Here is a 15,342-nt window from a genome sequence, read left to right on the forward strand (position 1 = left end):
CGGGTACCGGGTGCGACGACGCCCCCCGCGGTGGACCGCAGAGGGCGTCGTGCGCAGGCCCGGCCGGGGGTCGCGTGCCCGCCGGGCCGGGACCGGGGGGCGCACCGGGGTCCGACCTCGCCCGGGGAGAACCCGGGTGGCGCTGGTCCTCGGCGCGGACCGCTCCTGCGACTGGGCACGCTAGGGGTGCGGGCGGGAGCAGACAAGTACCCGCCCTGCCGGTCGGTGTCCCGGGCGCCCCAGCCCTCGCGCCCAGCGCTCGCGACCCGTTCTGTCACACCGCCGACGTACCGTCGTCCCGTGCGCACGTCCACCGAGCTCAGGCCCACCCAGGGGCGCTTCCGCGTCGTCAGCGACTTCCAGCCCTCGGGCGACCAGCCGGCCGCGATCGAGGCGCTCGCCCAGCGGGTGAACGCAGGGGAGAAGGACGTCGTCCTCCTCGGCGCCACGGGCACCGGCAAGTCCGCGACGACGGCGTGGCTGATCGAGAAGGTCCAGCGCCCGACGCTCGTGATGGCGCCGAACAAGACCCTCGCCGCCCAGCTGGCCAACGAGTTCCGCGAGCTGCTCCCCGACAACGCCGTGGAGTACTTCGTCTCCTACTACGACTACTACCAGCCCGAGGCCTACGTCCCGCAGACCGACACCTACATCGAGAAGGACTCCTCGATCAACGAGGAGGTCGAGCGGCTGCGGCACTCGGCGACCAACAGCCTCTTCACCCGGCGGGACGTCGTCGTGGTGGCCACGGTCTCCTGCATCTACGGCCTGGGCACGCCCCAGGAGTACGTGGAGCGGGCGCTGAAGATCAAGGTGGGGGAGGAGCGCGATCGCGACGAGCTGCTGCGCACCCTGGTCACCGAGCAGTACACCCGCAACGACCTCTCGTTCACGCGCGGCACCTTCCGGGTGCGCGGCGACACGATCGAGGTCTTCCCCGTGTACGAGGAGCTCGCCGTCCGCATCGAGATGTTCGGCGACGAGGTGGAGCGGCTCTACTACCTGCACCCGCTGACCGGCGAGGTCGTGCGCGAGGTCGAGGAGATCTACGTCTTCCCGGCCAGCCACTACGTCGCCGGCCCGGAGCGGATGGAGCGGGCGATCGGCAACATCGAGGCCGAGCTGGAGACGCGGCTCGCCGAGCTCGAGAAGCAGGGCAAGCTGCTGGAGGCCCAGCGGCTGCGCATGCGCACCACCTACGACATCGAGATGATGCGCCAGGTCGGCTTCTGCTCGGGCATCGAGAACTACTCGCGCCACATCGACGGCCGCTCGCCCGGCAGCGCCGGCAGCTGCCTCCTCGACTACTTCCCCGACGACTTCCTCCTGGTCATCGACGAGTCGCACGTGACCGTCCCGCAGATCGGCGGCATGTACGAGGGCGACATGAGCCGCAAGCGCACGCTGGTCGAGCACGGCTTCCGGCTCCCCTCGGCGATGGACAACCGCCCGCTGAAGTGGGAGGAGTTCACCGACCGGATCGGCCAGACCGTCTACCTCTCGGCGACGCCGGGTGACTACGAGCTCGGCCGGACCCAGGGCGAGGTCGTCGAGCAGGTCATCCGCCCGACCGGCCTGGTCGACCCGGAGGTCGTGGTCAAGCCGACCAAGGGCCAGATCGACGACCTGGTGCACGAGATCCGGCTGCGGACCGAGAAGGACGAGCGGGTGCTGGTCACCACGCTCACCAAGAAGATGGCCGAGGACCTCACCGACTACCTCCTCGAGCTCGGCATCAAGGTCCGCTACCTGCACTCCGAGGTCGACACCCTGCGGCGGGTGGAGCTGCTCCGCGAGCTGCGCCAGGGCGAGTACGACGTGCTGGTCGGCATCAACCTGCTGCGCGAGGGCCTGGACCTGCCCGAGGTGTCGCTGGTCGCCATCCTCGACGCCGACAAGGAGGGGTTCCTCCGCTCGGGCCGGTCGCTCATCCAGACGATCGGCCGGGCCGCGCGCAACGTCTCGGGTCAGGTGCACATGTACGCCGACAAGATCACCCCCTCGATGGCGCAGGCGATCGAGGAGACCAACCGGCGCCGGGAACGGCAGATCGCCTACAACACCGAGCGCGGGGTGGACCCGCAGCCGCTGCGGAAGAAGATCGTCGACATCCTCGACGGCATCTACCGCGACGCCACGGAGGCCGAGGGCGCCACCGAGCTGCTCGGGGGCTCCGGTCGGCAGCAGTCGCGTGGCAAGTCCCCGGTGCCCGGGCTGTCGTCCAAGTCGCGGGCGAAGGCCGGCTCGATCGACGTCCAGGGCCTGCCGCGCAACGAGCTGGCGGACATGATCACGCAGATGAACGAGCAGATGCTGGCCGCCGCTCGTGAGCTGCAGTTCGAGGTGGCCGCCCGCCTGCGCGACGAGCTCAACGAGCTGAAGAAGGAGCTGCGCCAGTTCGACGCCGCGCACGCCTGACCCCCGGCGGGAGCCGGATCGTCGACCGGACGGGCCTCGGATCTTCGTCGGGGAGCGGGGAACTCCTCGGCGACCCGGGGCGTTGACGCCTCTGAACCACACGGAACGTGCGGGCGGTGACGTCTGCGCGGACCGGGTTCGTGGAGGGGAGTATCCCGACGCGAGCGGGTCGTCACTACGGGATCCCCTGCGGTCCCCGGCCCGCCGGCCGCCCGTCCGGGCGGTGGGAGAGACCTCCGGCAACTGACAACCGCCAGTTCCCCGGAGGCTCTTCTTGGACGTCCCGTTCTGGGTCTGGGCGATCACGGTCACCGCGATCGTCGCCATGCTCGCTTTCGACTTCTTCGGTCACGTGCGCACCCCGCACGCGCCGACCCTGCGTGAATCGGCCACCTGGTCGGCGATCTACGTCGCGCTCGCCATCATCTTCGGGATCCTGATCTGGGTCTTCTACGGGGCGACGTACGGCGGTGAGTACTTCGCCGGCTACATCACCGAGAAGAGCTTGTCGGTCGACAACCTCTTCGTGTTCGTCATCATCATGGCGAGCTTCGGGGTGCCTCGGGAGCTCCAGCAGAAGGTGCTGCTGTTCGGCATCGCCTTCGCGCTCGCGCTGCGCACGGTCTTCATCGCCGTGGGCGCCGCCGCCATCGCCAACTTCAGCTGGGTGTTCTACCTCTTCGGCGCCATCCTCATCTGGACGGCCTGGGTGCAGGCGCGCAGCGGCGGGCACAGCGAGGAGGAGGACTACAAGGAGAACGCCGTCCTCCGGTTCGCGCGCAAGCGGCTGCGGACCACGGACGAGTACCACTCCGACCGGATGACGGTGAAGCAGGAGGGCAAGCGCTACCTGACCCCGCTGGCGATCGCGCTGATCGCGATCGGCACCGCCGACGTCATCTTCGCCGTCGACTCGATCCCGGCGATCTTCGGCCTCACCCAGGAGACGTTCCTCGTCTTCGCCGCGAACGCCTTCTCGCTGCTGGGTCTGCGCCAGCTGTTCTTCCTCATCGACGGGCTGCTCGACCGGCTGGTGTACCTGGCGTACGGGCTGGCGGTCATCCTCGGCTTCATCGGCATCAAGCTGGTCATCCACGCGCTGCACACCAACGAGCTGCCGTTCCTCAACGGCGGTGAGCACATCACCCTGATCCCCGAGGTGCCCACCTGGCTCTCCCTGTCGGTCATCCTGGTCACCTTGGTCGTGACGACCGTGGCGAGCCTGGCCAGGAGCCGCCGGGACCGCGAGGAGCACGCCGCCCTCGCCGGCGACGTGCCGCAGGCCCCCGCCGGGCTCGCCGCGGAGGAGCGGCCGGCGGGTGCCGACCCGGCGGTCGGGACCGGGTCGGCCACCGCCGGCGATCCGCTCGGCCAGGGCGTGGGCGACCACGGGCCCGGGGCTGCGGACGCGCGCGGGGAGACGGCGCGCCGGACGGACGGATCACTCCGGCGGTGAACGGCGGAGCGCCGGGGTACGGTGTGCGCCACGTACCCCGGTGCTCGCAGTCGATGGGGCCTGCACGGCGACGGGGTCGCACGATGGAGGGGAGTATCCCCCCGCGGCAGCGTCGTCATCACGAGATCCCACGGTCTCCGGTGCTGCCGGTCGTCGGCCCCGGCCGGCGGTGGGAGAGACCTCCGGTGCCGACACTCGTCCCCCGGAGGACCTGACCCGCATGGAACTTCCCGTCTGGTTCGAGATCACGACGTTCGTGGGGCTCACGGTCCTGCTGCTCGCCGACCTCGCCATCGTGGCCCGCCGCCCGCACGAACCCTCCATCAAGGAGGCCGGGCTGTGGGTGAGCTTCTACATCAGCCTGGCGCTGATCTTCGGCCTGCTGATGCTGGCGTTCACCAACGGCACGTACGCCACGGAGTTCTACGCGGGCTGGCTCACCGAGTACTCGCTCTCGGTCGACAACCTCTTCGTCTTCGTGATCATCATGGCCCGCTTCCAGGTGCCCCGGAAGTTCCAGCAGGAAGCGCTGATGATCGGCATCATCATCGCGCTCGTCCTGCGCGGGATCTTCATCCTGCTCGGCGCCGTGGTCATCGAGCGGTTCGTGTGGGTCTTCTACATCTTCGGCGCGTTCCTCATCTACACCGCGATCAACCTGGTGAAGCACCGCGGCGAGGACGACGAGTACGAGGAGAACGCGTTCATCCGGCGGATGCGCTCGGTGCTCCCGATCACCCAGGACTACCACGGCGCGAAGATCCGGGTGACCGAAGACGGCAAGAAGATGTGGACGCCGATGATCGTGGTCATCCTGGCGCTCGGCACCACCGACCTGATCTTCGCGCTGGACAGCATCCCGGCGATCTTCGGCCTGACCCGGGAGCCGTTCATCGTCTTCACGGCCAACGTCTTCGCCCTCATGGGCCTGCGCCAGCTGTACTTCCTGCTGGGCGGCCTGCTCAAGCGGCTCGTGTACCTCTCCCTCGGGCTCGCCGTCATCCTGGCCTTCATCGGCGTCAAGCTGATCCTCGAGGCGGTGCACGAGAACCAGCTGCCGTTCGCCGGTGAGCGCGAGCCCATCGAGGCGGTGCCGCACATCCCGATCTGGCTCTCGCTGAGCATCATCCTGGGCGTCCTGGTCATCGCCACCGTGGCAAGCCTCCTGAAGACCCGCGGCCAGATCGCCACCGCCGGTCCGCCGGACATCGACACGGAGACGGCGCAGTCGGTGCCCACCGGCGGGCCCGAGGCCGCGGCCGCGGCCGAGGCCAAGATCGCCGAGCGCGGCGCGGCCGCCGAGGACGACCACCGCAGGAGCTGACGGAGGGGGTTCCTGCCGGAGGGCGGGTCCGGGGTCTCGGCTAGCGTCGCCGGCATGCGCCCGTCGGACCTCTCCCTCCTGCGGACGCCGGGGACGCCGACGGTCTCGCCCGACGGGCGCATCGCGGTGGTGGCCGTGGGCTGGGCGGATCCGGAGGCCGACGCCTACCGCAGCCAGCTGTGGGCGGTGCCCACCGACGGCTCGGCGCCCGCGCGCCCGCTGACGGCCGGTCGCCGCGACACCGACCCCCGCTTCTCCCCGGACGGGCGGTGGATCGCCTACCTCGGCGCGGAGCCCGGCGGCCGTCCCCAGGTGCGGGTGCTGCCGGCGGCCGGCGGGGCGCCGCGCCGGCTGACCGGCCACCTGCTCGGCGCCGGGGCCCCGGTGTGGGCCCCGGACTCGCGCCGCCTCGCCTACGTCGCCCGGGTGCCCGAGCAGGGCCGGTACGGCACGGTGCCCGGGGTCGGGCCGGCGGCGGAGCCGCCCCGGCTGATCACCACCCTCGGGTATCGGCGGGAGGGGGTCGGGCACCTGCGCGACCGGCCGGCCCAGGTCTTCGTCGTCCCCCTCCCGGCCGACTTCGCCGACGACGCCGCCCCGCTCCAGGAGCCGGTGCAGGTGACCACGGGGCACGCCGACTGCGCCGACGTGACCTGGCGCCCGGACGGCGCCGAGCTGGCCTTCGTCTCCGCGCGGCACGACCGCGCCGACCTGGTCCGGGACGTGCACGCCGTCCGCCCCGACGGCTCCGGGCTGCGCCGGGTCACGGAGGCGCGCGCCGACTGCTCGCTGCCCGCGTACACCCCGGACGGCGGCTCGATCGTGCTCACCGCCGTCCCCGACCTCGGGCCCGCGGGGGTGGACGCCGCGGCCCGGGCGGCGGTGCCGTGCCGGGTGCCCGTCGACGGTGGCCCGCTGACCCCGATCCTCGACCCGGAGGAGCACGCGCGGGGCGACCGCACCCCGGCGACCGTGCTGGCCGACGGGGCGGTGCTGGTGGGCGACCAGCGGCGGGGGGCGGTGGCGCTCCTGCGGGTGCCCCTGGACGGCGGGCCGCCCGAGACGCTCGTCGACGGCTCGTTCACCGTCCGCGGGATCGGAGCCGCCGGCGCGGTCGTCGTCGCCACCGTGGCGCACGACCGCTCGGCCGGCGAGCTGCTGGCCCTGCGCGGCGGGCAACGCCGGCTGCTCACCGGGTTCGGCCGGGAGCTCGGGGCGACCGGGCGCCTGCACCGGATGCACGAGCGGAGCGCGCACGCGCCCGACGGGTACCCGGTGCACGGCTGGGTGACGCTGCCGCCGGGCGAGGGGCCCCACCCGGTGCTGCTCGTCCTCCACGGCGGGCCGTTCCGCCAGGACGGCTGGGAGCTGCTGGACGAGACGCAGGTGCTCGCCTCGGCCGGCTACGCCGTCGTCCGGTGCAACCCGCGCGGGTCCGCCGGCTACGGCGCGGCGCACGGGCGGGCCGTCCGCGGCGCGTGGGGCGGCCCGGACGCCGACGACGTCCTGGCGTTCCTCGACGCGGTGCTCGCCGACCCGGCGCTCGACGCCGGGCGGGTGGGCGTCATGGGGCGGGGCTACGGCGGCACCCTCGCCGCCCTGCTGATCGGCCGGACGGACCGCTTCGCGGCAGCCGTCGTCGAGGGCGCGTTGACCGATCCGGAGAGCTTCGTCGGCAGCTCCGACGTCGGCTGGTGCTTCGTCGACTCCCACCTCGGGACCGATCCGGAGCGGTTGCGGGCGCAGAGCCCGCTGGCCCGGGCCGGGAGCATCCGCACGCCCACGCTGGTCGTCCACGGCGAGGAGGACCAGCGGACGCCGCCGGAGCAGGGGGAACGCCTCTACGTCGAGCTGGTGCGGCGCGGGGTCCCCGCCGAGCTCCTGCTCTTCCCGGGGGAGGGGCACGACCTCCCGCACACCGGTGGGCCCCGGCACCGGCTGGCGCGCCTGGAACACCTTCTCGACTGGTGGGGGCGGTGGCTCCCGGTCGGCGGCACAGCCCACTCCGGTAGGTGATCCCTCGACACGCCGTCACGGTCGATCACTGAGCGTCGATGACGTTGCTCGGCGTGTCGTGACGTGCGTCACACGGGAAGTCGCAGGTCGTGAACGGCAATCGAGGTGGGGAAGAGGTCCCCGGGCGGGCCGCGCGGGTTTCCGGATCGGAACCTTCCTCTATGCAACCGGGCCGTCACTCCGGTGGAGTGCCGGTGCCGGCAACGGAGCCGGCGCCCGGCGGCTGCGCCGCCGACCACCGATCGAAGGGGATCGAGCGTGAACGAACGACGGACCGCGTCCGCACGACGGACGGCGGCTCGAACCATCGCACTGGGCACCAGCGGGCTCATGATCGCCCTGGCGCTCCCCGTCACCACGGCCACCGCCGCACCCCGGGACCCGTGCGACCGCCGGCACAACAACACCTACGCCAAGCTGCTCGAGTGCGTGGACCTCGAGGACGTCCTCGAGCACCAGCAGGCCTTCCAGAAGATCGCCGACGACAGCGACGACCCGGTCTACCCCGGCAGCCGCGCGGCGGGCACGGACGGCTACGCCGACAGCGTCGAGTACATCGCAGGCCTGCTGGAGGACGCCCGCATGGACGTCACCCTCGATCCGGTGGAGGTCACCTTCAACTTCCCCGCCGTGCTCCGGCAGCTGACGCCGGTCCCGGCCGAGTACGAGACCGGCGTCTTCACCGGCAGCGGCTCGGGCGCCGTGGAAGGCGCGGTCGTCCCCGTGGACCTCGTCATCGACGGCGACCGGGCGACCTCCAGCAGCGGGTGCGAGGCCGCCGACTTCGCCGGGCTGGACCTGACCGGTGGCTCCGACGTCGCGCTGATCCAGCGCGGTACCTGCAACTTCGGCGACAAGGTGGTCAACGCGCAGACCGCGGGAGCGGAGGCCGTCGTCATCTTCAACCAGGGCAACGGCCCCGACCGCATGGAGCTGATCGTCGCCAACGCCGCCACGCTCGGTGACGGCAGCACGGTGACGCACAGGATCCCCGTCGTCGGCGCCAGCTTCGACCAGGGCGTCGCCCTCGCGGAGGGGGACGCCACCGCGTTCGTCCAGGTGTTGCCTGCGGAGACGCGCACCGACTACAACGTGATCGCCGAGGTGCGGGGCCGGGACAGGAACAACGTCGTCATGGCCGGCGCGCACCTCGACAGCGTCACCGAGGGCCCCGGCATCAACGACAACGGGTCGGGCTCCGCGGCCCTGCTGGAGACGGCGCTGTCGATGGCCAGCCTCAAGCCGCACAACACCCTGCGGTTCGCCTGGTGGGCGGCGGAGGAGCAGGGGTTGGTCGGCTCGGCCAGCTACGTGGCGAAGCAGCCGCAGAGCGAGCTCGACCGGATCGCGCTCTACATGAACTACGACATGGTGGCCTCGCCGAACTACGTGCAGATGGTCTACGACTCGGACGAGTCGACCTGGGACGCCTCCGCTCCGATCCCGCCGGGGTCGACGGCGATCGAAGACGTCTACGAGTCCTACTACACCAAGATCGGCGTGCCCTACGACGACGCGGAGTACTCCGGCCGCAGCGACTACCAGGCGTTCATCAACGCCGGCATCCCCTCCGGTGGACTCTTCACCGGCGCCGAGGTGCGCAAGACCGAGGAGCAGGCGGCGATCTGGGGCGGGGACGCGGGTGAGCAGTTCGACCCCTGCTACCACCAGGCCTGCGACCAGATCGGCAACCTCGCGCTGGACGCACTGGACGTGAACAGCGACCTCATCGCGTTCGCGATGCTCACGTTCGCCTTCTCCACGGAGTCGGTGAACGGCGTGAAGGGCAGGCCGGTCCCCGGGCCGGCGTTCGAGCTGCCCGCCCCCGCCGGTGCGGAGGGCACGTTCGCCGTGCCCGCCGGCGGCGGTGGTCTCGAGCACGACCACGTGCACGGCCACGAGATCGTGAGCTGATCGACCTCCCGGAACGCGAGCCGTCGTCGGCGTCCCCCGGGGGACGCCGACGACGGCTCGCGCCGTGCGGGGGTGCCGGCCAGGGCCCGGGGGCCTACCGTGCGCAGGATGGCGCTCATCTACCCCGTCCGGATCGACTCCCCGGAGCCCGACGAGGACGCGGACCCCGACTTCGCCGAGCTGGCCGCCGACCTCTCCGACCAGTGGCTGGTCGAGGTCGACCTGGGCGAGGACGGCGACGACGCCTGTTTCGGCCCGCTCACCCCGCGGGCGGCGTGGGACCTCGCCCTCGGCGTGGAGGGGCAGCGCCCCGAGTGGACGGTCTCGGTGCTCCCGCTGCACGTCCCGGGCACCCCCGACGAGCTCGTCGCCCTCTTCGACGAGGACGACGAGTAGCCCGGCCGGCGGTCACCAGCCGCGGGCGCGCCACTCCGGGAGGTGCGGGCGCTCGGCCCCCAGGGTGGTGTCCCGGCCGTGCCCCGGGTAGACCCACGTGTCGTCGGGCAGGACGGCGAACAGCCGCTGCTCGACGTCGTCGATCAGGCTGGCGAAGTCCTCCGCGGACCACGTCTTCCCCACGCCGCCGGGGAAGAGGCTGTCGCCGGTGAAGACGTGCACGCCGGCGTCGGCGGGCCCGCGCCAGACCAGCGCGATGCTGCCCGGCGTGTGCCCGCGCAGGTGCACGACCTCGAGCACCTGCTCGCCGACGGTCACGGTGTCCCCGTGCTCGACCGGCCGCGTCACCGGGACGGGGAGGGCCAGGGCGTCGGCGGGGTGCGCGACGGTCCCGGCCCCGGTCGCGGCGACCACGTCGGGCAGCGCCCGGTGGTGGTCCCAGTGGCCGTGCGTGGTGACGACGGTGCGCAGGTCGGCGTCCCCGACCAGCGCCCGGAGGACGTCCGGCTCGTCGGCGGCGTCGACGAGCAGCGCCTCGCCGGTCGCGGTGCAGCGGAGCAGGTAGGCGTTGTTGGCCATCTCGCTGACCGCGACCTTGGCGACGGTCAGGCCCGGCAGCTCGCGGACGTCGGCCGGGCCGCCGACGGTGACGTCTCCGGTGTAGGTCGGGGTGCTCATCGGACTCCGTTCGGAAAGTGTCGGCGGGCGCCGTTACGGTCCAGGCATGGACGCTAGCGGAGGTGTCGGCACCGCTCAGGGCGATGCCCCGGGGGAGAGGGCCGGTGGGCAGCAGGCCGGGCAGCGGATCGTCGGGCTGACGGCCACGGAGATCGCCGCCCGGGTGCGCGCCGGCGAGCTCACGGCGGTGGAGGTGGTCCGCGCGCACCTCGACCACATCGAGGCGGTCGACGCGCGGGTGGGCGCCTTCCGCGTCGTGCGGCGCGAGGCGGCGCTGGCCGAGGCGGCCGCGGTGGACGCGAGCCTCACCCGCTTCGCCCTCCCGCTGGCCGGCGTCCCGGTCGCGGTGAAGGACAACATCCCCGTGGCCGGCGAGGTCTGCACCGACGGCTCCCCGGCCTGCCCGGCGGGCCCGGCGCGGCGGGACCACGAGATCGTGACGCGGCTGCGCAAGGCCGGCGCGGTCGTCGTCGGCATCACCCGCGTGCCCGAGCTCTGCCTGTACGCCGCCACCGACGGCCCCGGCACGGTCACCCGCAACCCCTGGGACACCGCCCTCTCGCCGGCCGGGAGCTCCGGCGGCAGCGCGGCAGCGGTCGCCTCCGGCTCGGTCCCGATCGCGCACGGCAACGACGGCATGGGCTCCCTCCGGCTGCCCGCCGCCGCCTGCGGCCTGGTCACGCTCAAGCCGGGCAACGGGGCGGTCCCCGGCGGCATCGGGGCCGACGACTGGTCGGGCATGGCGGTCAACGGGGTGCTGGCCACGACGGCGGCCGACCTCGCGGTCGCGTACGCCGTGCTCGCGGGGGAGCAGCCGTCGGCGCCGGCGGCACCCGACCGCCCGCTGCGGATCGCCGTCAGCACCCGGTCGCCGCTGCCCGGGGTCCGCGCCGACGAGTCCACCCGCGCGGCGGTCGACGCCGTGGTCAACCAGCTGCGGGCGGCGGGGCACACGGTGGTGCGCCGGAACCCGCCGGTCACCCCCGCGGCCGCGGCCGGCGCGCTCGCGCGCTGGATGGCCGGGGCGGAGGACGACGCGGAGTTCCTCGGGATCGACCGCGCCCTCCTGCAGCCCCGCAGCCGCACCCACGCCCGCATCGGCCGGCTGGTGCGCCGGCTCGGGCTGATCCGGCCCCGCACGCAGGCGCGGTTCCGGCAGCGGATGATCGACTTCTTCGGCTCCGAGGCCTCCGCGCAGGGGCCCGGCCCGAGCGCGCGGGGGTCGGGGGGCGGGGAGGTCCTCGATCTGCTGCTCACCCCGGTCACCACCGGTCCGCCGCTGCCCGCCCGGCCTTGGCACGAGCGCGGGTTCCTGGCCAACATCACGGCCAACGCGCGGTGGGCGCCGTGGACGGCGGCGTGGAACCTCGCGGGCATCCCGGCCGCGGTCCTGCCGGCCGCCACCCGGCCCGGCGGGCCCCCGGTCCCCGTCCAGTTCGTCGGCCCGCCGGGTGCCGAGGAGCGGCTACTCTGGATCGTCGGCGAGCTGGAGTCCCGCCGGCCCTGGCGCCGGTACGCGCCCGTCTTCGACCCCACCGCGACGCCGGACTGAGCGCCCGACCCGGCAGCGCCCGGCCCCGGTGACCGGGCGCAGCTCACACCGCCGGGTGGACGACCGCGGAACGCGCCGGTGTTGGACCGGGTGAACCGCGACCGGACCACGACGGCCGCCGTCCAGCGCACCACCGCTCCACACACCAGCGACCGACAGGGATCACATGGACCGGCTCGTCGTCCGCGGCGCCCGCGAGCACAACCTCAAGGACGTCCACATCGACCTCCCTCGTGACGCGCTCATCGTGTTCACGGGGCTGTCGGGGTCGGGCAAGTCCAGCCTCGCCTTCGACACGATCTTCGCCGAGGGGCAGCGGCGGTACGTCGAGTCGCTGTCGGCCTACGCCCGCCAGTTCCTCGGCCAGATGGACAAGCCGGACGTCGACTTCATCGAGGGGCTCTCCCCGGCGGTGTCGATCGACCAGAAGTCGACCAACCGCAACCCCCGGTCGACCGTCGGCACCATCACCGAGGTCTACGACTACCTGCGCCTGCTCTACGCGCGGGCGGGCCAGCCGCACTGCCCGAACTGCGGCAAGCCGATCTCCCGGCAGACGCCCCAGCAGATCGTCGACCAGGTGCTGGCGATGGAGGAGGGCACCCGGTTCCAGGTCCTGGCCCCCGTGGTCCGCGCCCGCAAGGGCGAGTACGTCGACCTGTTCAGCTCGCTGCAGACCCAGGGCTTCTCCCGCGTCCGCGTCGACGGGACGGTGCACCCGCTCACCGAGCCGCCGACCCTGAAGAAGCAGGAGAAGCACAGCATCGAGGTGATCGTCGACCGCCTCACGGTCAAGGAGAGCGCCAAGCGCCGGCTCACCGACTCGGTGGAGACCGCGCTGGGCCTCGCCGGCGGCCTGGTCGTCCTCGACTTCGTCGACCTGCCCGATGACGACCCCGCGCGGGAGCGCACCTTCTCCGAGCACCTGGCCTGCGTCGACGACGGGCTCTCCTTCGAGGCGCTGGAGCCGCGGTCGTTCTCGTTCAACTCGCCCTTCGGCGCCTGCGGCGAGTGCACCGGCATCGGCACCCGCAAGGAGGTCGACCCCGAGCTCGTCGTCCCCGACCCCGGGAAGAGCCTCGCCCAGGGCGCCATCGCCCCGTGGTCGAGCTCGATGAGCAACGAGTACTTCACCCGGCTGCTCACCGGTCTCTCGCAGCAGATCGGCTTCTCCATGGACGAGCCGTGGGAGCGGCTGCCGGCCAAGGTGCAGAAGGCGATCCTGCACGGCTCGCCCGACCAGGTGCACGTCCGCTACAAGAACCGGTACGGCCGCGAGCGCAGCTACTACGCCGCGTTCGAGGGGGTGCTGCCGTTCCTCGAGCGCAGGCACGACGACACCGACAGCGAGTACATGCGGGACAAGTACGAGGGCTACATGCGCGACGTGCCCTGCCCCGTCTGCCACGGCACCCGGCTGAAGCCCGAGATCCTCGCGGTGAAGCTCAACGGGCGGTCCATCGCCGACGTCACCAACCTCTCCATCGGCGAGGCGTCGCAGTGGCTGGGCGCGCTGGAGCTGGGGGAGCGGGAGAAGGCGATCGCCGACCGCGTGCTGCGCGAGATCCAGGCCCGGCTCTCCTTCCTCGTCGACGTCGGCCTCGACTACCTCTCCCTCGACCGCCCGGCGGCCACGCTGGCCGGTGGGGAGGCGCAGCGCATCCGCCTGGCCACCCAGATCGGCTCCGGGCTCGTCGGCGTCCTCTACGTGCTGGACGAGCCCTCGATCGGGCTGCACCAGCGGGACAACACCAAGCTGATCGAGACCCTCGTGCGGCTGCGGGACATGGGCAACACGCTGATCGTCGTGGAGCACGACGAGGACACCATCAAGATGGCCGACTGGGTGGTGGACATCGGCCCCGGTGCCGGTGAGCACGGCGGCGAGGTCGTCGTCAGCGGCACGGTCGAGGAGCTCCTCGCCAGCGAGCGCTCGCTGACCGGCCAGTACCTGTCCGGCCGCAAGCAGATCGTCGTCCCCGAGCAGCGTCGCGAGATCACGCCCGGGCGCGAGCTGGTGGTGAAGGGCGCCCGCGAGAACAACCTGCGCGGCGTCGACGTCACCTTCCCGCTCGGTTGCATGGTGGCGGTCACCGGGGTGTCGGGCTCGGGCAAGTCCAGCCTGGTCAACGACATCCTCTACAGCGTCCTGGCCAACGAGCTCAACCGGGCGCGGCTGGTGCCCGGCCGGCACCGCACCGTCACCGGGCTGGAGCACCTGGACAAGGTCGTGCACGTCGACCAGTCGCCGATCGGCCGCACCCCGCGGTCGAACCCGGCCACGTACACCGGTGTGTGGGACCACGTCCGCAAGCTGTTCGCCCAGACCTCCGAGGCGAAGGTCCGGGGGTACCTTCCGGGCCGCTTCTCCTTCAACGTCAAGGGCGGCCGCTGCGAGGCGTGCTCGGGCGACGGCACGCTGAAGATCGAGATGAACTTCCTGCCCGACGTGTACGTGCCCTGCGAGGTCTGCAAGGGCGCCCGGTTCAACCGGGAGACCCTCGAGGTGCACTACAAGGGGAAGACCGTCTCCGAGGTCCTGGACATGCCGATCGAGGAGGCGGCGGACTTCTTCGCGGCCATCCCGGCGATCGCCCGCTACCTGCGCACGCTCACCGACGTGGGGCTGGGCTACGTCCGGCTGGGCCAGCCCGCGACCACGCTCTCCGGCGGTGAGGCGCAGCGGGTGAAGCTCGCCAGCGAGCTGCAGAAGCGGTCGAACGGGCGCAGCATCTACGTCCTCGACGAGCCGACCACCGGCCTGCACTTCGAGGACATCCGCAAGCTGCTGCTGGTCCTGCAGAGCCTGGTCGACAAGGGCAACTCGGTGATCGTCATCGAGCACAACCTCGACGTCATCAAGAGCGCCGACTGGCTCATCGACATGGGGCCGGAGGGCGGCTTCCGCGGCGGCACCGTCGTCGCGGAGGGCACCCCGGAGTTCGTCGCCTCGGTGCCGGAGAGCCACACCGGCCGCTACCTGGCGCCGTTGCTCGACGCCGACGCGATCGCCGCGGCGGCGGCCGGCCCGGTGAAGAAGCGGGTGCGCAAGAAGGCGAGCTGACCGACCGGCGTCGCCGACGGCCCGCGTTCCCCGGGGGGAGCGCGGGCCGTCGCTCTCGGAGGGATGCGTCGCCGGTCCGGGGCGCGGTCGACGCAGGGGGTTGAGCCGGCGCCTCACTCGCCGTACTCTCGGTGTGACCGACGTCACCCCGGCCGACCGGATGGGGTGGCGGAGTCCCTCGGAGGAGGACAGCGATGAGTGCGCTGACGCCCGACTGCGACCCCGACCTGTCCAACTGCGGCTCGCCCGTGTCCGGTGGCGGCGTGCGGTCCACCATCGTCCTGCTCGCCGTGCTCGCGGCGTCCGCGAGCGCGGTCGGCAGCGGCGCGACCGGCGCCATGGCGTTCACCGCCGGCGGCGCCGCCGTCGTCTCGGCGCTGGTGCTCGGCCGCCGGGCGGTGCGCCTCGCGCAGCGCGCGACCGCCGGGATCGTCGCGCACACCTCCTGGCGGTCCCGCCCCGCCGGCTGACGCACCCGTGCGAGCCCGGTCCGGTGCGGTGCCACCGGACCGGGTCGGCGCGCG

At 72.7% G+C, this 15,342-nt stretch carries 10 protein-coding genes; 9 read left to right on the forward strand and 1 reads right to left on the reverse strand.

Going from position 1 to position 15,342, the window contains the following annotated elements; all coding sequences use genetic code 11:
- Window positions 1–300 precede the first annotated feature (300 nt).
- The 6 genes from uvrB (at window position 301) to ACI79P_RS07870 (ending at window position 9,524) form a co-directional block, all read left to right on the forward strand.
- Window positions 301–2,418 carry an excinuclease ABC subunit UvrB gene (uvrB, locus tag ACI79P_RS07845; RefSeq protein WP_456580472.1) on the forward strand — a complete coding sequence of 706 codons (2,118 nt, stop codon included), beginning with the start codon at window positions 301–303 and terminating at the stop codon, window positions 2,416–2,418.
- Window positions 2,419–2,692: 274 nt separating this feature from the next.
- Window positions 2,693–3,874, forward strand: coding sequence for a TerC family protein (locus ACI79P_RS07850; RefSeq protein WP_456580473.1), 1,182 nt, complete (start codon window positions 2,693–2,695; stop codon window positions 3,872–3,874).
- A 220-nt stretch (window positions 3,875–4,094) separates the two neighbouring features.
- Complete coding sequence (locus tag ACI79P_RS07855) at window positions 4,095–5,198, forward strand: TerC family protein (protein ID WP_456580474.1); 1,104 nt, start codon at window positions 4,095–4,097, stop codon at window positions 5,196–5,198.
- Between the two features lie 54 nt (window positions 5,199–5,252).
- Window positions 5,253–7,214 carry a S9 family peptidase gene (locus tag ACI79P_RS07860; protein WP_456580475.1) on the forward strand — a complete coding sequence of 654 codons (1,962 nt, stop codon included), beginning with the start codon at window positions 5,253–5,255 and terminating at the stop codon, window positions 7,212–7,214.
- Window positions 7,215–7,472: 258 nt separating this feature from the next.
- On the forward strand, window positions 7,473–9,128 hold the full coding sequence (locus ACI79P_RS07865) for a M28 family peptidase (protein ID WP_456580476.1): 1,656 nt from the start codon (window positions 7,473–7,475) through the stop codon (window positions 9,126–9,128).
- Between the two features lie 108 nt (window positions 9,129–9,236).
- On the forward strand, window positions 9,237–9,524 hold the full coding sequence (locus tag ACI79P_RS07870) for a hypothetical protein (RefSeq protein ID WP_456580477.1): 288 nt from the start codon (window positions 9,237–9,239) through the stop codon (window positions 9,522–9,524).
- A gap of 12 nt (window positions 9,525–9,536) precedes the next feature.
- On the opposite strand, the gene ACI79P_RS07875 is transcribed toward ACI79P_RS07870, so the two are convergent.
- Window positions 9,537–10,202 (reverse strand): MBL fold metallo-hydrolase, encoded by a 666-nt coding sequence (locus ACI79P_RS07875; protein WP_456580478.1) that lies wholly within the window; start codon window positions 10,200–10,202, stop codon window positions 9,537–9,539.
- Window positions 10,203–10,248: 46 nt separating this feature from the next.
- Between ACI79P_RS07875 and ACI79P_RS07880 the strand changes: the two genes are divergently transcribed.
- The 3 genes from ACI79P_RS07880 (at window position 10,249) to ACI79P_RS07890 (ending at window position 15,288) form a co-directional block, all read left to right on the forward strand.
- A complete protein-coding gene (locus tag ACI79P_RS07880; RefSeq protein ID WP_456580479.1) occupies window positions 10,249–11,754 on the forward strand; it encodes an amidase in 1,506 nt (501 codons plus the stop codon).
- 166 nt (window positions 11,755–11,920) lie between these two features.
- A complete protein-coding gene (gene uvrA, locus ACI79P_RS07885) occupies window positions 11,921–14,818 on the forward strand; it encodes an excinuclease ABC subunit UvrA (RefSeq protein WP_456580480.1) in 2,898 nt (965 codons plus the stop codon).
- Between the two features lie 194 nt (window positions 14,819–15,012).
- Complete coding sequence (locus tag ACI79P_RS07890) at window positions 15,013–15,288, forward strand: hypothetical protein (protein ID WP_456580481.1); 276 nt, start codon at window positions 15,013–15,015, stop codon at window positions 15,286–15,288.
- Window positions 15,289–15,342: the final 54 nt, after the last annotated feature.

The sequence above is a fragment of the Blastococcus sp. SYSU DS0510 genome (genome assembly GCF_054050835.1).

What these genes read in the sequence shown, in the direction of transcription:
- ACI79P_RS07880 (WP_456580479.1), top strand. Translation starts at nt 10,249, where the DNA reads ATGGACGCTAGCGGAGGTGTCGGCACCGCTCAGGGCGATGCCCCGGGG.
- ACI79P_RS07890 (WP_456580481.1), top strand. Translation starts at nt 15,013, where the DNA reads ATGAGTGCGCTGACGCCCGACTGCGACCCCGACCTGTCCAACTGCGGC.
- ACI79P_RS07875 (WP_456580478.1), bottom strand. Translation starts at nt 10,202, where the DNA reads ATGAGCACCCCGACCTACACCGGAGACGTCACCGTCGGCGGCCCGGCC.
- ACI79P_RS07860 (WP_456580475.1), top strand. Translation starts at nt 5,253, where the DNA reads ATGCGCCCGTCGGACCTCTCCCTCCTGCGGACGCCGGGGACGCCGACG.
- ACI79P_RS07870 (WP_456580477.1), top strand. Translation starts at nt 9,237, where the DNA reads ATGGCGCTCATCTACCCCGTCCGGATCGACTCCCCGGAGCCCGACGAG.
- uvrA (WP_456580480.1), top strand. Translation starts at nt 11,921, where the DNA reads ATGGACCGGCTCGTCGTCCGCGGCGCCCGCGAGCACAACCTCAAGGAC.
- ACI79P_RS07855 (WP_456580474.1), top strand. Translation starts at nt 4,095, where the DNA reads ATGGAACTTCCCGTCTGGTTCGAGATCACGACGTTCGTGGGGCTCACG.